The following is an 18,486-nucleotide window of genomic DNA, read 5'->3' as shown; positions in this document are numbered from 1 at the left end:
GACCGCGGACGCTGGGCGTGCGGCGCGGATGGCCTCAGCGGTCCGCTTCGCCGGCCTCGTAGAGATCGGCCTGCAGTGCGCGCAGGTTCGACAGCCGCCGGCGCTGCCGGCGCTGCGCGGCCGCCAGCGCGATCAGGGTCGCCAGCACGAACGCCGCGGCGGCCGCTGCGATCGGCGGCGCGGGAGGCGCGGCATCGCCGAGCATCACGGCCAGATGGAGCAGCGCGCCCGCGCAGATCGCGTAGCCGGCCACGATCCAGCGCAGCCAGGTCCGCGTCTGTGCGATCGCGATCCGCAGCGCGTCGCGCACGCTGTCGGCGCTGCCGGCATCGCGCGTGCGCCAGGCCCAGATCGCCGCGAGCAGCGCGAACGCCGTGAACGCGGCGCCGGTCAGCGTCGGCAGCCAGGCGGCGCCATGGACGGCGCGCCACGCCAGCACGGCCGCCGCCGCGGCGCACACGGTCAGCTCGGCTCCGAAGACCGCCGTCTGCAGCCGGGCGCGCCGCCGGACCTCGGCGAGCGAAGGCGCCTCGGCGTCGTCGTCGTCGCGCGGCGCGGTCCAGTCCTGTGCCAGATCGCGCCATTGCGGATCGTCATTCACGCTCATCGAGGCCTCCTCCGGTCAGTGCCGAGCGCAACGCGGCCTTGGCCCGCGTCAGGCGTATCGACACCGTGTTCGCATTGAGTCCGAGGATGTCGGCGATGTCTTTCGGGCCGAATCCTTCCAGCGTCAGGACGACCGGCTGGCGCAGGCCGAGCGGCAGCCGGCGTACCGCCGCCAGCAGCCGTTCCTGGCGCTGCTGGCGATCGGCCGACTCGATCCCGTCGGCGGCCTGCGCGAGCTGATCGTGCAGCTCGGCGGCCGCCGGCTCGGCCACCGCGCGCGCGACGTGGCTGACGCAGCGGTTGTGCGCGACGCGCGCGAGGAACGCGCGCAGCTCGCCGTCGCCGCGGTAGCCCGGCAATGCACGCCATATCGCCAGCAGGATGTCCTGCAGCAGATCGCGGCGACGCTCCGGGTCGGCCTCGTGGCTGGCGACGATGCGCATCAGCATCGGCCGGTGCTCGGCGACGACGCGCTCGAAATCGGGATCACGCCCCATGCCGGCACCGGCCTGTGCACGCGGCCTGAAAGATTCGCCGGCGCTCGGAGACTGATACGGCGAACCGGTCACCGAACAGGACATTCCCGTGCGATCTCACGTTCTGGCTCCGCTGCTGCGCATCCAATTCCTCTTCGCCTTCATCTTCGCCTGTCCGCTCGGCGCGGCGCCAGCCCTCGGCGCGACGGCTGCCGGCACGGCCGACTACGTGGTGTCGATCGCCGGCCAGACGCGCGGCGAGATGCGCGTGGAGGTCGCCCCGGCCGAGCGCCGCATCGGCTTGCGCTTCGCCGATCGCGGCCGCGGTCCGGATACGCGCACGCGGCTGCGCGTCGATGCGCAGGGCCGGCCGACCCTGCTCGAGGTCGACGGCGAGAACTATTTCAAGACGCGCGTCGCCGAGCGCTTCGGTCGCGACGCGAGCCAAGCGCACTGGACCAGCGCGGCCGATCGCGGCCGCGGCGATGCGGATCACTTCTACGTCGCGCACGAGTCCTCGCCCGAGCTCAATGCGGCTCTGGTGCGCGCGCTGCTGAAAGCGCCCGAGCGCAGCCTGCCGCTGCTGCCGGCCGGACGTGCCCGCGTCGAGCGCAGCCTGAGCCGCACGTTGCGCAGCGATGCCGGCGAGGTCGCCGCGACGCTGTATCTGATCGAAGGCGTCGGCTTCGCGCCGGCGCCGATCTGGCTGGACGATCGTCTGGAGCTGGTGTTCGAAGGCAGCGTCTGGCTGGCGGTCGCGCGCAAGGATCTGGCCGCCGCCGCGGCGAGCGAGCTGGTCGCGGCCCAGGACCAGGTGTTGCGCGAACGTCAGGAAGCCCGCGCACGCTCGCTGGCACGGCGCCCGGACGCCCCGGTCGCGTTTCGCGGCGTACGCCTCTACGACGCGGCCGCGAGGACCTTCGCCGATGCGATGACCGTGGTCGTGCGCGACCGCCACATCGCCGCGGTCGGACCGGTCGCGACGGTCGCGATCCCGGACGGTGCGCAGATCGTCGACGGGCGGGGCGGCACGCTGCTGCCGGGCCTGATCGACATGCACGTGCACATCGCCGCCGACAGCGACGGCCTGATCGACATCGCCGCCGGCGTCACCAGCGTGCGCGACCTAGGCAACGACCTCGACACGCTGCGCGCGCGACGCGAGGCGTACGCGAGCGGCCGCCTGATCGGACCGCGCATCTTCATGGCCGGCCTCGTCGACGGCCCCGGCCCGCAGGCCGGACCGACCCGGCTGCTGATCTCGACGCCGGAGGAGGCGCGCCAGGCCGTCGCCACGCTGGCCGATGCCGGCATTCCGCAGGTCAAGCTCTACAGTTCGCTCAAGCCCGAGCTGGTGCCGGTGATCGCCGCGGCCGCGCATGCGCGCGGTCTGCGGGTCAGCGGACACGTGCCGGCCGGCATGACGCTCGAGGACGTCGTGCGTGCCGGCTACGACGAGGTGCAGCACGCCAACTTCTGGCTGCTCAACTTCATGGGACCGGCGGTCGCCGCCGAGATCCAGGGCCTGGGCCGCTTCACGCATACCGGCCAGCGCGGCGCCGACCTCGATCTCGACTCGGCCGAGGTGCGCGCGTTCATCGCGCTGCTGCGCGAGCACCGCACCGTGCTCGATCCGACGCTGGCCGCGATGGAGGACGTGCTGACCGGCACGGCCGGCCAGCCGCCGGCGAGCCTCGCCGCGGTCGCGGATCGGCTGCCGCCGCAGATCCTGCGCGCGGTGTCGGCGACCGGCTTCGCGAAGGATCCGGCGCAGCGCGAGCGCTACGCGCAGTCCGCGCAGCGCATGCGCCAGATGCTGCAGCGGCTGCACGCCGCGGGCGTGCCGATCGTCGCCGGCACCGACGGCTACGCGGCAAGCCTGAGCCTCGAACACGAGCTGGAGCGCTACGTGGCGTCCGGCCTGTCGCCGGCCGACGCGCTGTACACGGCCACGCTCGGCGCGGCGCGCGTGCTCGGCGAGGACGCGCGGATCGGCTCGATCCAGGCCGGCAAGCTCGCCGATCTCGTCCTCGTCGACGGCGATCCGGCGCGCGATCTCGGCACGCTGCGCCGCACCCGGCTGGTCATGAAGGACGGCGTGAGCTACGCGCCCGATGCGTTGTTCGCGGCCGCCGGCGTCGCGCCCGCACCGCGTCCGTGACCGACGCGCAGACCGCGCATCCGCGCATATCCGATCCCAGCCTTCCGATGGAGCACGTACTGCCATGAACCCGTCCGCCCCCGTCGATACCGCACGCCGCCGCCTGCTGCTGGCCGGCGCCGCCGCGCCGCTGCTGGCGTGCCTGCCGGCACCCGCGCAGAGCAGCGCAGCGCCCGATCGCATCGTCGTCAACGCGCTCGGTACGCTGTTCAGTCCGCACTACCGGCCCGCGCCCGGCGAGAAACCGCCGACGATCATCGTCGAGACGCGGCCGGGCATGGTCGACGAGGCGGTCATCGCCGATGCGATCCGCGCCGGCCTCTCGGCCGTCGCCGTGACGATCGGCCACGTCGCCGGCGAGGTCGATCCGTTCGAGCACACGATCGCCGAGATCGGGCGCTGGGACGCGATCATGCGCCGTCACGCCGGCAAGCTGACCCAGGTGCTGAGCGCCGAGGACATCCGGCGCGCCAGGCCGGCCGGCAAGGTCGGCGTGATCTACGGCACGCAGAACAGCACGATGCTCGGCGATCGTGTCGAGCGCGTCGACATCCTCGCCGACCTCGGCATGCGCGTGCTGCAGCTGACCTACAACACCGCCAATGCGGTCGGTGGCGGCTCGATGGCCGATCCCGCACAAGGCCTGACCGCATTCGGCCGCGCGGTGGTCGCGCGTGCCAACGCCTGCCGGCTGATGGTGGACCTCTCGCACAGCAACGAACGCACCTGCCTGGACGCGATCGCGCAGTCGACGCGTCCGGTGACGATCAGCCACAGCGGCTGCCGCGCGCTCGGCGACTCGCCGCGCAACAAGACCGACGCCGAACTGCGGCATCTGGCCGACCGCGGCGGCTTCTTCGGCGTCTACTTCATGCCGCTGCTGACGCCGGGCCGCCAGGCGATGGCCGACGACGTGATCGCTCACATCGAGCACGCCGTGAAGATCTGCGGCGAGGATCATGTCGGCATCGGCACCGACGGCGGCACCACGCCGGTCGATCTGGACCTGATGCGCAAGGCGCAGCGCGAATACGTCGAGCTGCGCCGCCGCCAGGGCATCGCCGCCAGCGGCGAATCGGGCGAGATCCTGTTTCTGGTGCCGGATCTGTACGGCGTCGACCAGTTCCGCACGCTGGCCGACCGGCTGCAGCGGCGCGGCCATTCGGCGTCGCGGATCGACAAGATCCTCGGCGGCAACTACGTGCGCGTCGCCGGCGAGATCTGGGGGGATGCGGCATGAAGCAGCGCCTGAAAGGCCGCTACGGCATCCTCGCCGCGGTCGCGGCATGCTGCATCGCCTCGTGGATCGCGCTCGGCATCGGCCTGGGCCTCGGCGTCGACACGTCGTGGCGGCTGGCCTTCGCGATCGCGGCCGCACTCAGCAGCGAGGCGCTGATGTGGACCAGCGCGGCCGTGCTCGGCATCGGCCTGTTCGAGATGCTCGGCCGCATGCGGCGGCGCGCCCGCGATGCGGACCAGTCGCGCTGAAGCGCCGCCGTGCCGGGGCGGCCCGGCACGGCCCGTGAGCGCGCTGCGTGCTTCGGTACCGAGTCGCGCGCGCGGCGGCCGCGCACGGGACGTGCGGGTCCGCGCCGCGCGGCGCCGATCGCGTCCGGCCGGGTCTGCGCCGGCGCTGTCTCTCAGCGCAGCGGCGCGGTGAAGTTCAGCCAGTCGCCGTCGGGCATGCGCACCTGGAACTCGCGCTGCCCGTACGGCATGTCCTTGAGCGGTTCGCGGCGGTCCTCCGGCAGACGCTGCAGCGCCGGCGCGAGCTGCGCATACAGCGCGTCGACGTCGGCCACGTCGATGCAGACGCTGACGCGCGCCTTGCCGTCGGGCGTCAGCCGGCGCCCCGGTTCCTCGAGCAGGCGCAGACCGCAGCCGCCGAGTTCCACGTAGGCGTAGTTGCCGTGCCGATATCGGAGGTCGAAGCGCAGCACGTCGCAGAACAACGCGAGTGCCGCCGGCAGGTCCGGGACGTGCAGGAACGGCGTGATCTGATGGATGCCTTCGATCGGCTTCATCGGCGGCCCTCCGGCCGGTACGGGATGCGGCGATACGGCGCTTGGCGGGCGCGCGGCCCTAGTCTCTGAGGATCTTCCCGATCGCCTTGCCCTTGGCGAGCTCGTCGACGAGCTTGTCGAGATAGCGCACGTTGCGCATCAGCGGATCGTCGATGTCCTCGATGCGCACGCCGCAGATCAGCCCCTTGATCTGCGAGCGGTTCGGATGCCGGGCCGGCGCCTGTGCGAAGAAGGTCTCGAAGTCGGCCTCCCGGTCGAGCTGGCGCTGCAGTCCGGCCTGGTCGTAGCCGGTCAGCCAGCGGATCACCCGGTCGACCTCGTCGCGGCTGCGGTTCTTGCGCTCGGCCTTCTGGACGTACATCGGATAGACCTTCGAGAACTTCATCCTCGAGATGTCGAGTCGGGCCATCGTGGCGCTCCGTTGGGTGAGGGCCGGACGCGAATACCGAGGACGCGCAGCCGGCGCGAGGGCAGACGATCCCAGGTCGGCGGTGCGGACGCAACGGTCATGACTGCGGCTGGCGGCGGCCGGCCTCGGCGGCGGCGTACGGTGGCCGGCACCCGCACGCCGCGCCGATCGCGGCGGCGGACGTCCCGGCCCCATTCGGCGCGGCGCGCCGGACGCGCGCTGCCCGTTCAGTGCGCGCCCGACAGCGCGACCGCATCGGCGCCCGCCGCGAAATGCAGGCGCTGCGACGCATCGTGGGCGGCCTGCCAGACCGCCTGCGCCACGTCGATCGGCCGCGTCACCGCGGCGAGCTGCGACAGCCCCGCGAAGATGCGCTCGGCGAATGCGCGGTACGGCGCGCCGACCAGGCCCTGCATGCGCTCCGCGCCGTTCTCGGCGAAGCGCGTATCGGGGCAGTAGCCGGGTTCGACCAGCTTCGCGCGGAGGCCGAACGGCTCGAGCTCCAGCGCGAGCGATGCGGTGAATCCCGCGATCGCCGTCTTGCTGGCCGTGTAGGCCGCGACCAGCGGGAACGGCGCCAGCGTGGCGCTGGAGGTCACGTTGACGATCGTGCCGGCGCCGCGTTCGCGGAACGGGGCGAGCACGGCCTGGCACATCGCCATTGTGCCGAAGGTGTTGGTCTCGAAGATCTCGCGCACGGTCGCCATCGGCGTCGTCTCGAACGCGCCGAACAGGCCCAGTCCCGCGTTGTTGACGAGCACGTCGACCGGACCGGCCGCGTCGAGCGCCTGGGCGATGCTGTCGCGGTCGGTGACGTCCAGCGCGAGAAGGCGGACGCCGGCCTGATCGGTGAACAGGTCCGGCCTCGGCCGGCGCATCGTCGCGACGACCTGCCATCCCTGGGCGTGGAAGTGGCGCGCGGTCTCGAGCCCGTAGCCGGACGAGCAGCCGGTGATCAGCACGGTTTTCATGAGCGCTCCTGTGCGCTGCGACGGAGCCCCAGATTAGGCCGCGAGAGCCGGATGATGAATAATCATTCGTCTCCATTCCTTCATCAGGAGTCCGGCATGGCCGATCCCCTGTCCGAGGTCGTCGGCCTGCTGCATCCACGCGCGATCTTCGCGAACCTGATCAGCGGCAAGGGCGAATGGGCGGTGCGCTACACGGCGTACGGCAAGCCCGGCTTCTGCATCGTGCTGGACGGACGCTGCCGTCTGGCGGTCGACGGGCACGATCCGCTCGAGATCGCGGCCGGCGATTTCATCCTGCTGCCGGCGACGCCGGCCTTCACGATCTCCAGCTTCGATCCGCCCGCGCCGGTGCTGCGCGATCCGGATGCCCTGCCGAACGACGGCCGCGAAGTCCGCTACGGCGAGCCGCACGGCACGCCGGACATGCGTTCGCTCGGCGGTGCGTTCGTGTTCGACGGCGCCGATCCGGCCTTGCTGGTCTCGCTGCTGCCTGCGGTCGTGCACGTGCGCGGATCCAAGCGCCTGGCGCGGCTGGTCGGCATGATCGCCGAGGAAACGACCGAGCCGCGGCCCGGCGTCGAGTTCGCGCGCACGCGGCTGGCCGACCTGCTGCTGGTCGAGGCGCTGCGTTCGGCGACCGCGCCGAGCGCGCCGCCCGGCCTGCTCAGGGGGCTCGGCGACGCGCGGCTGGCGGCCGCGCTCGGCCGCATGCACGCGCAGATCGAGCGGCCCTGGACCGTCGCGCAGCTGGCCAGGATCGCGGCGCTGTCGCGCTCGACGTTCTTCGAGCGCTTCACGCGCCTGGTCGGCGCCGCGCCGATGAGCTATCTGCTGAGCTGGCGCATGGAGATCGCCAAGGATCTGCTGCGCCGCGGCGGACTCTCGGCGGCACAGGTCGCCGATCGCATCGGCTACGGATCGGGCAGCGCCTTCAGCGTCGCCTTCCATCGCCACGTCGGGTTGCCGCCGGGCCGCTATGCGCGCGCGGCGCGCCGCGACTGACGCGGCCACGCGCATCCGCGCCTGGCGCCCGCCCGGCCATTGCGCGGCCGTGGGAGAATGCGCGCCCGCCGCGCATCGCGTCGTGTCCGGAGCCGCCGAGGCGAAGGGCGAGGCGCCATGCTGCATTCGCGCCCGCGATCGCGCCGGTCCGGCAACCGGATCGTCCCCTGGCATCACCCGCATTCGGAGTACTCATGGATCCAGCACCGCCCGAACAGAGGCCGCAGGTCAGCCTCGACACGGCCGTCACCTTGTCGTTCGACTATCTCAAGCAGCTCGGCACGATCGCGATGACGGCCGCCGCCGGCCTGATCGCGCTGGTCCAGTTCGTCGACGGCGACAAGAAGTTCTTCTACAAGATCATGGTCGCGACCGGCCTGCTGTTCCTGTCGGCGCTGGCGGCGTTCTTCGTGCAGTTCTCGCTGATGGACCGGATCCGTCAGAGCCACGAGCTGCTCAGGAAGAGCGAGCGTGCGAACTATCCGCATCGCGAGAACAAGCGGTTCGAACGCATGCTCGAAGGGGCTGCGCTGTGGCTGCTGTCGATCGCCATGGGCATCGCGCTGCAGGCGCTGATGGGCGTCGGCGCGCCGCGCTGAGGCCGGGCCGAGGGGCCCGGCATCCCGCGCACGGTTCGATCGCCGGTCGAGGCCGGATGCCTGCGTCGCCCGGCCGCGCCGGCGGCGCGCATGCGGCGACGGCGGCCGAATAGCCGCACCGAGCCCGACCTGCGCGCTGTCCGGCGCGAAGCCGGGGATCAGCGTGGCTCGAAGCCGTCGATGAAGATCGCGTCGTCGATCGCGGCCTGCACCTCGAACGCGCCGATGTCGGGTGCCGCCCCGGCCTCGCGCACGAACGGTGAGCCGCGCTGATCGAACATCAGCGTCGCCTCGGCCGTGCCGGCGTCGATCGCGCACGAGCCTTCGCTCAGGGCGTGAGTCGGCGTCGCACCGCCGTTGGCGGCGAGCGGCTGCAGCAGCGGATCGCAGTCGAGCGTGTCGCCGGGGAGCTGCACGTTCGAACCGACCGCACCGATCAGATTGTGCGTGCCGGCGACGATCAGGTCGGAGTCGGTATCGAGGAAGGCCACTTCCGGCGCCGCGCTGGCGGTGTTGCCGAACACGATCGTGCTGGACAGGTCGATCGAGGTCTGCCCGAACGTGAACGCGAAGAGACCGCCGCCTTCGGACAGCGCGGCCGCGTTTCCGGTCATCGTGGTATTGCGGGCCTCGAGCGTCACGCCGAACAGGATGCCGCCGCCTGGCGCGCTCTCGCCGTCGGTCGCATTGTCCGAGACCGTGCTGTTGGTCAGGCTGACGTTCGCCGCGAAGATGCCGCCGCCCGCCGAGCCGCTCGCCGCCGTGCGATTGCCGGCGATCGTCGAGTCGGTCGCGGTCAGCATATAGGCATAGAGACCGCCGCCGCCCGAATCGCTGCCGAGCGTCGCATTGTCCGAGACGTGGCTGCTGCGCAGCTCGAGCGCTCCGCCGGCATAGAGGCCGCCGCCGTAGGACGCATCGCCGAGGGTCAGGTTGTCGACCACGGAGGATCCGGACACCTGCAGCGTGGTGCCGGGATAGGTGGCGAGGCCGCCGCCGAACGCGACCACGCCGGCGGTGGCGTTGTTCGACACGACCGAGGTGGTCAGCGTCGCATCTGCGTAGGCGTAGAAGCCGCCTCCGCTGGCATCCTGGTTGGTCGTGGCGTTGCCGGTAATCACGCTGTCGGTCAGCTCCAGCGTGTCGTGCGCGTTGATGCCGCCGCCGCGGCCGTACTGCGCATCGGTCAGATTGCCCGATACCTCGCTGTCGTGCAGCGCCAGCGGGCCCCAGGCCAGGATGCCCGCTCCGCCGCGGTCCGGAACCTGCGCATTGGCCAGGCCGCCGCTGAGCTTGATCCAGCGCAGCGTCAGCGGCGTACCCTTGGTCGTCATCAGGATGCGGAACGCGGCATCCTCGGCGCTGCGGCGCAGCGTCCGCAGCGTCCCTGCGCCGTCGATGCTCAGCGCATCGGAGACCGTGAGCATGCCACCCGACGCGCTGGTCAGCTCGATGGTGTCCACGCCGGCGGCGAATTCGATCACGTCGGCGCCCGAACCGGCGGTGCAGCCGGCGACCGCGACGTCGCCGTTGGCAGCGGCGATCGCATCGCGCAGCGTGCAGTGTCCGGGTTGCGAGCCGTCTGCGGCGGTGTCGACCGTGATGACGGCAGCCTGGGTCGGCAACGCCAGCGCGAGCGCGAGTGCCGAGGCGATCGGGCGCAGGCGCGGACGGTGCGGCGGACGGGACGTCGAGGGTGGGGCGGGTCGGTAGGAGCTCACGGAAGAACCTCGTCGGGTGAGGGCACGGCGTGCCGTGGACGGTGGGTATCGGCGCGTCCGCAACCGGTTTCGGCGGCGGCGCGCATGGACCGGCGGTCGCGGCCCTCGGGCGTCGAGGGCGGCGGCGCCGGCTGCCGCATCGGTCAGGGTTCGAAGCCGGTCTTGAAGAGGACGTCGGTGCCCAGCAGGAAATGCAGCGGCACCGCCATGCGCGGCCGCAGCGGATCGTTGCTGCGCAGGCACAGGTTGGCGCGGTAGATGCCGTCCGGCAGCGCGGCGCCGTCGAACGTGAGCGTGACGTCCTGGCCGGCGGCAGCCGGCTCGATCGAGCCCTGCGCGGGCGTGACCGTCAGCCACGGAACGCTCGATGGCGCCGTGCAGGCGCTGGTCCGGTGCGCAACCGCGAGGGTTTCCCACAGCGCGATCGGCAGTGCCGGCTCGATGCCGATGATCTCGGAGCGGGCAGCGGCTCGGCCGGTGCTGCGATCGACCGTGAACAGCTGATTGCCGAGCGCGGTGCCGAGCCGGTCGAACGTGATCAGATACAGCGTGTCCGTGCCGGGATCGAACGCGAGCGCCGAGCTGTTGGCCGCGTCGATGCCGAGCGCGCCGATCACGCGCGATTGCGCGCTGGCCGTGTCGATCTCCAGCAGGGCGTCGAGTGCCTCGTCGATGCCATACAGGCGCCCGTCGCCGTCGAACGCGATGTCGTCCACGGCGGCCGCACCGGCGATGACGCCGACCGGGTCGACGGTCGCGGTCTCCGGATCGATCCGCCACAGCGCACTCGACGATCCGTCTGACGTGGTCAGGTACACCGCGCCGGTGGCCGGATCCTCGCGCAGCCCGGTGATCGGATCGAGCAGCAGCGGAACGACGCCGACGACCTCGTAGTCGGCGGCCGGGTAGGGCTGGTCGACGTGGCGCCAGCGCAGCAGCTCGCGCGTATCGGCGTCGATGCCGTAGAGCGTCGAGAAGTCGTCGTCGATGAAGGCCGTCGCGAGAATCAGCCGTCCGTCGAGATTGGCGACGACCGTGGCGCCGCCGGGTTGCTGGTAGTTGGTCTGTCCGGGCGAGAAGCGGATCAGCTGGCCGTAGCCCGTGCCGACGAACGAGTTCCACAGGTCGAAGGTGTAGAACGCCATGTCGCCAGTGCCGGCGCCGGCCGGCGCCGCCGAGGTGGCGCTGGACCAGTCGAGCCGCCCCGGCCCGGCGTTGGCGATGCGCAGGGTCCGCGTGGCGGCGCCCTGCGACGGCGCCGCGACCCAGAGCGCCGAGGTGTCGGCGTCGATCGCCGGATTGCGCACCTCGATCGTCGCGATGCGGCTGTCGACGTGGAAGTCGGGCCGGACCGGCGTCCAGACGATGCGCCGGACCGAGGTCAGCGCCGGCTCGCGATAGGCATAGCGGACGCCGGTCAGATCCTTCTGGATGCCGATGCTGGCGTTGCCGCCGTCGTTCTGGCTCTGCGCTGCGCCGAACTGCGTGTTGCGGTACAGGAACTCGATCCGGTTGGAGCCCTCGTGCAGGACGATCGCGGCATCCAGGCCGCGGCTCGGATCGATCGCCGCAGGCGGCACGGTGATCGGTACCTTCTGATACCACTGGATCACCAGCCGCCGGTTCGGCGCGGTGCCGAGTACCTCACGGTAGGTCCGCCCGACATTCGGCCAGAACCGCTCCGCGTAGACCGCCGCGAACGGACTGTTGACGACGTATTCGCCCGATTCGGTCGGAATCTCGCCGACGGTCTGCTGCGGACATGCGCTCTCGTTGACCACGACGAAGGTCGCATCGTCGCGCACGCAGAAGCGCTCGACGGGCTTGCCGTAGAACTCGAACGGGAACGGCATCGTATCGACAGTGCCGGCGGCGATCGGCGTGCCGGTCTGGTGGATGTCGACATAGGCCGCCGGCTGGCCGTCGTCGAGGCGATAGTCCGGCGCATCCGGGGTGGAGGTCGAGGTGGCCGCGATCGGCCCGCTCTGTACGGCCTTGAACACGCGATTGAACCGGCGCGTCTCGCCCGGCGCGAGATCGCCGGTTTCGCGCGCGAGCAGCGGGCCCCGGTCGTCGTCGCGCAGCCAGTGGTAGCGCAGCGTCCCGGTCGAAGTGTTGGTGACCGCATAGCACAGATTGACGCGATCCCCGCGCGCGACCGACAGCGCGTCGGTGCCCGAGCAGGCCTGCGGCGCGGCGGGGTCGTACGGCGAGGCGTACAGGCCGAGCGCGATGCCCTGGCCTTCCGCCGGTGCGGTCGCGACGGTCACCCGGTCCAGGCCCATCTTGCCGGCGGCGCGCCTGAGGGCATCCTGGTGCACGTAGTAGCGGAACGCGATGCGGCCAACGCCTTCGGTCGGGACCAGGCCGTCCCCGCCGACCAGGTACTGCGTCCATTCGGTCGGGAAGCCGGTCTCCGACTCGGCCGCATTGATGTCCAGCAGAAGCTGCTGGAAGTCGCCGACCTCCTCGGCGGTGCTGCCGACGTCGGCGCAATCACGGGCCGCGCACAAACGCACCTGCAGCCGGTCGACGCCGCCGTCGCCGGGTACGTCGGCGCCGAAGCTGCGTGTCCGGAACCTCAGCGCGAAAGCGGGCCCGAACGCGATCGGGGGACTGATCAGCCAGGTGCTGACGACGCCGGCCACGGGCACTTCGGACGGGCTCATCGGCTGGATCATCGAGCCGGCAGGCGCGTCGTAGGCGGTGAAGCCGCCGAATTGCGGCGGGTGCCAGCCGTGACCGCGGGCGGGATCGCGCAGCGGCATCTCGCTGGTGTCGATCCGGGTCCAGCCCTCGTGGTACAGGCCGGCATTGGGAATGTCGACCCGTTCGAAGCCCTCGTCGATCGTGGCCGCCGCCGGCACCGCCTGGCCCAGGGCGGGAAGCGTCGCGATCGCGAGCAGGCACACGGCGAGTCGGAGCAGGATACTGAACAAAGCGCAATCTCCTCGGGTCTGGCCGCCGGTCGAGGGTGCAGGGGGCGGCGACGCACCCAGAGCCTAGTCCGGCCGCGGCGGCAGGCCGTTCGCGCGGCCTCTCGGAACGATCTCGTTTCGGTCTCCGCCCCCGTTCTGGCGGCGCGAGCGGTGTTTTTTTAGCGCTCGCCGTGCGGATTCCGCTCGTGGGCGAGGCGCGACGCCCGTGCGCGTGCCTGGTCCGCCAGGCGCGTCTCGCCGAGCGCCGCATAGAGCGCGGCGGCGGCCCGCGCGGCCCGGAAATCGACCTCGACGTAGGGCTGCAGACGGCCGGCCACGGTCGTCAGGGTCTCGCGATCGTCGGCGGGTCCGAGCTGTGCGGCCCAGGCCGATGCTACCGTGACGATCGCGTCCGGATAGGCCATGCGATCCGCCTCGGCGAGCGCCGCCCGGAAACTCGCCGCCGCGCGCGGATCCCCGGCGAGCGCGAAGACCTGTCCCTGAACCAGCGGCAGCGCCAGGGGCCGCAACCGGTCCGTGGCATCCACGCGCTGCAGGCGCTCGAGCAGCCGGCGCGCGAGATCGAGATCGCCGATGCGCAGGGCGGCATCGGTCAGCCGCAGCATCGCGCCGGCGATGCTGGTGCCATAGGCCGGCTCGGGCGGCTGCTCGATGCGCTGCCGGATCGATTCGATCTCGGCCGCCGACAACGCAGGCGAGGTCTCCAGGCGCAGCCCGACCCGCAGCAGGAGCAGATCCGGTATCGCCGCCGGACTGGCCGGATCGGCAGCCGGTCCGAGGCGTTCGAGCAGGCTGGCCAGGGCGCGCAGTCTGCCGTCGGCCAGCAGGCTCTCGCCGCGCACGAGCAGCAGATAGGTCTTCAGGATCGGACTCTGGACCTCCCGTGACAGGGTATCGGCGCGGTCGCTGAGCGCCAGCGCGCGCGCGATCTGCAGCAGCGCGAGGCGTTCGCCGACGGCGCCGATCAGGGCCGTGGCGGCGCGATCGCGCATGCCGAAGCGGTCGTAGACCTCCAGTGCGCGATCGAACGCGTCGGCGGCGTCCTGATGGCGGCCGCGGGCGCGTTCGGCCAGTCCGGTATTGGCATCGAGTCCGGCCAGTCCGACCTCGTCGCCGCTGCGCGCGAACGCGACGCGCCCCCGCGCGAAGTCGGCGAAACCCTGGTCGGCACGGCCGAGATAGGTGTTGACCAGGCCGCGCATCGACAGCGCCTGCGCCAGCAGGGCCGGGTCGCCGCGGTCGCCGAGCAGCGCGATCGCGGCGCTGTAGCCGCGCTCGGCATCCGCATAACGCTGCTGCCGCTCGGCGATATGGGCCAGACCGATCGTCGCGCCGATCCGGATCTCGGCCGGTACGTCGGCGGCCGGCTCGGCCAGCGCCGAGAAAACGCGGCCGGCATCGTCGAGGTCGCCGCTGCGGAAATGGAGCTGGGCGAGCTTGAGCTGGAACCGGGGGTCGGAGCGGTCCTCGGCGCTCGCGGTGCGGGCCAGCTCGATGCCGTGCGCGTAATCGCCGGCCAGGCTGGCCGCATCGAGGCGCTGGATCAGCTCGGAGCCGCGCGGCGAGGCCGCCGTCCAGTCGGCGCCGGGGTCGTGGAGCTGCAGCAGACGCAGAGCCGCCTGGTCGGCCGCGGCCAGCGGATTCGGAGCGGTGCTCTCGATCCGGCGCATGCGCTCCCCATCGTGCACGGTCACCACCAGGCGCCATCCCTGTTCGGTATGCGTCATCGCCGGAACGACGATGTCGGTGGCGCCCGAGGCCCGCCGCAGCCGCTCGATCCCGGCCGGATCGGACGGGTCGAAAGCGCCGGTCTTGTCGAGCAGCGCCAGCACGCGGTCGCTGCCGACGATCTGCAGCCGATCGTCGCGGCTCAGGCCGGTCGCCAGGTAGTCCATGATGCCCAGACGCACCCAGGCATCCTGAGCCTCGCCGCCCTCGATTCCGACCGGCAGCACGAGCAGGCGCCGAGCATGCCCCACGATCGCAGCCGTGGCGCCGGCTCCGGCTTCGGACTGCGGCGGCGGCTCGCGGTCGGAACGCTTCCAGACCGCCGCCACGATCAGCAGGGCGAGCATGAGCAACGATCCGAGACCCCACGCGAACGGCCGGCGTCCGCGGCGCCCGGGCGGCGGTTGGTCTTCGCGCGCTGCTGCCGGCGGTGGCGAAGACGGGTCGGGCGTCGCGACGGGGGCAGCCGGCGCCGCCGATGCCGCCGGCACCGCACTCAGCGGCGCGATCCACTGGTAACCGAACCGCGGCACGGTGCGGATGAAGCGCGAATCGGCATCGGTGCTCTCGTTCAGCGCGCGGCGCAGCTTCCACAGCGTCTGGGTCAGAACGGTGTAGTTGAGGTCGGTGCGCGCCCAGACCGCCGAGATCAGCTCGTCGCGACCGACCGCGCGATCGGCGTGCTGGATCAGATAGATCAGGCACTCCAGCGCCCTCGGCGCGACGGCGACCGGCTCACCCCGATGAGTCAGCAACCGCGACGCGGCGTCCAGTTCGTAATCGGCGAATACGAACCTGGCGGGGACACCCACTTTCTGCATTGACACTCACCTGGACGAGGCGCGGACGCACACCGTCGAGCCGGTGATCGCTGATCGTGACGATGAAGAAGCTCGATGGAGCCGCGGCGTGTCGCACTGTACCGGAGCGGGTGGGTATCTGCGCAGCGCAGCGGCGGCTGCGCCTGGTCGCTCGATGCCAGCGGACGAACGAGCGGCGCCACGACGGCGCGGGTCGAGCGCGCAGCCGGTCTCGGATGCCGGGATGGTTTTGAGATAGCCTCCAGCGGTCTCGGCCGGCCTGCCCGGGCCCGGGGAGCAGGGAGGAACCCATGACGCCAGAAGCGGCCCATGCCCGTCCATCCGGCCGGACGTTGCGCTTTTACCTGGTCGCCTTGGTGCTATCGGCCCTGGTGCCGGTCCTGGCCGTGGGCATGGCCACCGTCTGGAGGGCCGGGGACCAGTACCGTCAGACCTCGGAAGACCGCTTGCAGGACACGGCGAGGGTGCTGGCGCGTGCGGCTGCCGACGAGATCGGACACGCGGTGGCGATTCTGCGGTTGCTGGCCGAGGCCGGCCCTCGGGATGAAAGCAGTCCCGGCTTCGGCGGCGCCGATCTCGGCACGATCCTGGTGATTCCGGCCTCCGGCGCGATGCGGGAGGCCGGGCTGGCCGCAACCGTGCCGCAGCAGCTGGTACGCGACGTGCTGGGCGGCACGGGGCCGCCGGTGTCCAATCTGTTCTTCGCACCGGGATCGGGGCAGCCTCGCGTGGCGGTGGCGATTGCGCATCCGTCGGCGCCGGCAGGCGCCGCGGCGCTGGTCAGGGTCCTGCCGCCGCAAGACCTGGTCCGCATGCCGCACGCCAATACGACGACGGATTCGTCGATTCTGGTCGCGGTCGTCGACGGCAACGGCCGGATCGTCGCGCGCTCGCGCAGTCCGGAACGCTACGTCGGCCGGAGCGTGCCGGACTGGGACAAGCTGACGCAGCTGGGCAGCGATTCGGGGCTGTTCGAGGCGGAGACCACCGAGGGCGGGGATGTGGTGTTCGCGTTCCACAAGCTGCAAGACACCCCTGGCTGGGTGGTGGTCGTCGGCGAGCCGCTGCAGGTCTTCCAGGCGCGCTGGCTGCAGCCATTGCTGGGCATCATCGCCGCCGTGCTGCTGGCCGCGGGCGTGGCGCTGGTTTTCGCCAACGTGATCGCGCGGCGCGTGCTGCGGCCGGTCCGCGCGCTGGTCAGGCACGGAGAAGAGACCGCGTCGGGCCGGGCGGGCGACGCCGGCGGCGCGCACGAGCCGTTCCCTATCCGGGAATTCGAGGCGATGCGCCGCAGCCTGCACGCCTCCGAAACGGCTCTGCGCCGCCGGGTGGACGACGCGCAGCGGCTGGCCGCGATGCTGCAGGCGAGCGAGCGCCGCTATCGGGTCGTGGCCGAAGCGGGCGCGCTGGTGTTCTGGCGCCGTGGCGCCGATGGACGCGTGACGGCGGCTACCGGCTGGGAGGAGCTGACCGGGCAGCCGGAAGCCGATGCGGTCGACGACGGCTGGACGCGCAGCGTGCATCCGGCCGACCTCCCGCAGGTCGCGATCTCCTGGGAGGAAGCGGTGCGGCAGTCGGCACCGGTCGATGTGGAGTTTCGCATCCGTGACGCGGCGGGCGGCTGGCGCTGGGTCCGTGCCCGCGGGGCGGCGGTGACGTCCGAAGACGGTCTGGAATGGGCCGGCGTGCTCGAGGACGTCGATGCGCGCCGGCAGGCGCAGGCCAGAATCGTCTACATGGCGCATCACGACGCCTTGACCGGCCTGGCCAACCGGATCCTGTTCCAGGAGAAGCTCGAGGAAGCGCTGGGCCTGGCGCGGCGGGGGCATGTCGCGGCTCTGCTCTTTCTGGATCTCGACCGCTTCAAGGAGGTGAACGACACGCTGGGGCACCCCACCGGCGATGCGCTGCTGCGAGCGGTCACGGCCCGGTTGCAGACCGTGCTGCGCGAGTGCGACATCGTCGCGCGGCTGGGCGGTGACGAGTTCGCGATCCTGCAGGCCGACGTCCACCAGCCGGCTGCGGCATCGACGCTGGCCGGGCGCCTGGTCGAGGTGCTGCGCGCGCCCTACGACATCGACGGTCAGCAGGTGGTGATCGGTGCGAGCGTGGGCATTGCCGTCATCGATGCGCAGGCGGGCAGTGTCGAGCGCCTGCTCCAGAATGCCGACCTTGCGCTGTATCGGGCAAAGGAAGACGGGCGCGGATGCTTCCGCTTCTTCGAGCCGGAGATGGACGCGCGCATGCAGGAACGGCGGCGGCTGGAGATCGACTTGCGGCGCGGCCTCGCCGAAGGGCAGTTCCAGGTGCACTACCAGCCGCTGGTGGATCTGCGCTCGAACGCGCTGAACGGACTGGAGGCGCTCCTGCGCTGGAACCGTCCCGGGCATGGCCTGCTGCTGCCCGCCGATTTCCTGCCGCTTGCCGAAGAGATCGGCCTGATCGTGCCGTTGGGGGCCTGGGTGCTGGAACAGGCCTGCGCCGAGGCTGCGCGCTGGCCCGAACACGTCAAGGTGGCGGTCAACCTGACGCCGATGCAACTGGCCCGTCCGGACCTCCTCGAGACCGTCAACCGTGCGCTCAGGCTCGCGCACTTGGCGCCGCACCGGCTGGAACTGGAGATTACCGAGAACGCGTTGATCGCCAACATCGAGGCGGCGTCGGCCACGCTGCTGCAACTGAAGGTTGCCGGCGTATCAATCGTGATGGACGATTTCGGGACGGGTTACTCGTCGCTGGGCTATCTGCGCGCGTTTCCGTTCGACAAGGTCAAGATCGACAAGTCCTTCGTCCACGAACTCGGGCGCGAGGCCGAAAGCCATGCCATCATCGGCGCGGTCTCGCATCTGTGCACGGCGCTGGGCATCACCGCCACGGTGGAGGGCGTGGAGACGGTCGAGCAGCTGCGGATGCTCGACCGCGAGGTTTGCCACGAGGCGCAGGGATTCCTGTTCGGCGAGCCGTGTCCCCCGGAAGGGCTGACCGAGCTGCTGCGGCGCTACGGCAGCTAGTTGGTCGGCGTCCGGCAC

Annotated in this window: 14 protein-coding genes; 6 read left to right on the top strand and 8 right to left on the bottom strand. The window is 71.5% G+C overall.

Annotation, left to right across the window (positions count from 1 at the left end):
• Positions 1-34 precede the first annotated feature (34 nt).
• Entirely contained in the window at positions 35-607 is a 573-nt protein-coding gene (locus tag VMR06_RS02250; RefSeq protein ID WP_325372551.1) for a hypothetical protein, read from the bottom strand.
• Positions 594-1,103, bottom strand: a complete 510-nt coding sequence (locus VMR06_RS02245; protein WP_325372549.1) for a sigma-70 family RNA polymerase sigma factor — start codon at positions 1,101-1,103, stop codon at positions 594-596. Before VMR06_RS02245 ends, VMR06_RS02250 begins: the two co-directional genes overlap by 14 nt.
• A gap of 88 nt (positions 1,104-1,191) precedes the next feature.
• On the opposite strand from VMR06_RS02245, the gene VMR06_RS02240 reads away from it, so the two are divergent.
• The 3 genes from VMR06_RS02240 (at position 1,192) to VMR06_RS02230 (ending at position 4,731) form a co-directional block, all read left to right on the top strand.
• Entirely contained in the window at positions 1,192-3,243 is a 2,052-nt protein-coding gene (locus VMR06_RS02240; RefSeq protein ID WP_325372547.1) for an amidohydrolase family protein, read from the top strand.
• Between the two features lie 64 nt (positions 3,244-3,307).
• The gene (locus tag VMR06_RS02235; RefSeq protein ID WP_325372545.1) at positions 3,308-4,483 is read left to right on the top strand and encodes a dipeptidase; all 1,176 of its coding nucleotides are present in this window, start codon (positions 3,308-3,310) and stop codon (positions 4,481-4,483) included.
• Positions 4,480-4,731 carry a hypothetical protein gene (locus tag VMR06_RS02230; RefSeq protein ID WP_325372543.1) on the top strand — a complete coding sequence of 84 codons (252 nt, stop codon included), beginning with the start codon at positions 4,480-4,482 and terminating at the stop codon, positions 4,729-4,731. Before VMR06_RS02235 ends, VMR06_RS02230 begins: the two co-directional genes overlap by 4 nt.
• A gap of 152 nt (positions 4,732-4,883) precedes the next feature.
• Here the strand turns inward: VMR06_RS02230 and VMR06_RS02225 are convergent, their stop codons facing one another.
• From VMR06_RS02225 to VMR06_RS02215, 3 genes are all read right to left on the bottom strand, one after another.
• On the bottom strand, positions 4,884-5,267 hold the full coding sequence (locus VMR06_RS02225; protein WP_325372541.1) for a VOC family protein: 384 nt from the start codon (positions 5,265-5,267) through the stop codon (positions 4,884-4,886).
• A 58-nt stretch (positions 5,268-5,325) separates the two neighbouring features.
• Entirely contained in the window at positions 5,326-5,676 is a 351-nt protein-coding gene (locus tag VMR06_RS02220) for a DUF2200 domain-containing protein (protein WP_325372539.1), read from the bottom strand.
• A gap of 227 nt (positions 5,677-5,903) precedes the next feature.
• Positions 5,904-6,647 (bottom strand): SDR family oxidoreductase, encoded by a 744-nt coding sequence (locus VMR06_RS02215; protein ID WP_325372537.1) that lies wholly within the window; start codon positions 6,645-6,647, stop codon positions 5,904-5,906.
• A gap of 96 nt (positions 6,648-6,743) precedes the next feature.
• Between VMR06_RS02215 and VMR06_RS02210 the strand changes: the two genes are divergently transcribed.
• Both VMR06_RS02210 and VMR06_RS02205 read left to right on the top strand, forming a co-directional pair.
• Positions 6,744-7,649: an AraC family transcriptional regulator gene (locus tag VMR06_RS02210; protein WP_325372535.1), complete on the top strand. Its 906-nt coding sequence runs from the start codon at positions 6,744-6,746 to the stop codon at positions 7,647-7,649.
• 194 nt (positions 7,650-7,843) lie between these two features.
• Positions 7,844-8,248 carry a hypothetical protein gene (locus VMR06_RS02205; protein WP_325372533.1) on the top strand — a complete coding sequence of 135 codons (405 nt, stop codon included), beginning with the start codon at positions 7,844-7,846 and terminating at the stop codon, positions 8,246-8,248.
• Positions 8,249-8,406: 158 nt separating this feature from the next.
• Here the strand turns inward: VMR06_RS02205 and VMR06_RS02200 are convergent, their stop codons facing one another.
• The 3 genes from VMR06_RS02200 to VMR06_RS02190 form a co-directional block, all read right to left on the bottom strand.
• A complete protein-coding gene (locus VMR06_RS02200; RefSeq protein WP_325372531.1) occupies positions 8,407-9,969 on the bottom strand; it encodes a choice-of-anchor Q domain-containing protein in 1,563 nt (520 codons plus the stop codon).
• Between the two features lie 143 nt (positions 9,970-10,112).
• Positions 10,113-12,908 (bottom strand): choice-of-anchor J domain-containing protein, encoded by a 2,796-nt coding sequence (locus VMR06_RS02195; protein WP_325372529.1) that lies wholly within the window; start codon positions 12,906-12,908, stop codon positions 10,113-10,115.
• Positions 12,909-13,066: 158 nt separating this feature from the next.
• A complete protein-coding gene (locus tag VMR06_RS02190; protein ID WP_325372527.1) occupies positions 13,067-15,457 on the bottom strand; it encodes a winged helix-turn-helix domain-containing protein in 2,391 nt (796 codons plus the stop codon).
• Positions 15,458-15,747: 290 nt separating this feature from the next.
• Between VMR06_RS02190 and VMR06_RS02185 the strand changes: the two genes are divergently transcribed.
• A complete protein-coding gene (locus tag VMR06_RS02185; RefSeq protein ID WP_325372525.1) occupies positions 15,748-18,468 on the top strand; it encodes a bifunctional diguanylate cyclase/phosphodiesterase in 2,721 nt (906 codons plus the stop codon).
• Positions 18,469-18,486: the final 18 nt, after the last annotated feature.

The sequence above is a fragment of the Dokdonella sp. genome (assembly GCF_035511235.1).
GTDB lineage: Bacteria > Pseudomonadota > Gammaproteobacteria > Xanthomonadales > Rhodanobacteraceae > Dokdonella.
The sequence above is the reverse complement of the archived record's forward strand: the minus strand, read 5'-3'. Positions and strand labels throughout refer to the sequence as shown.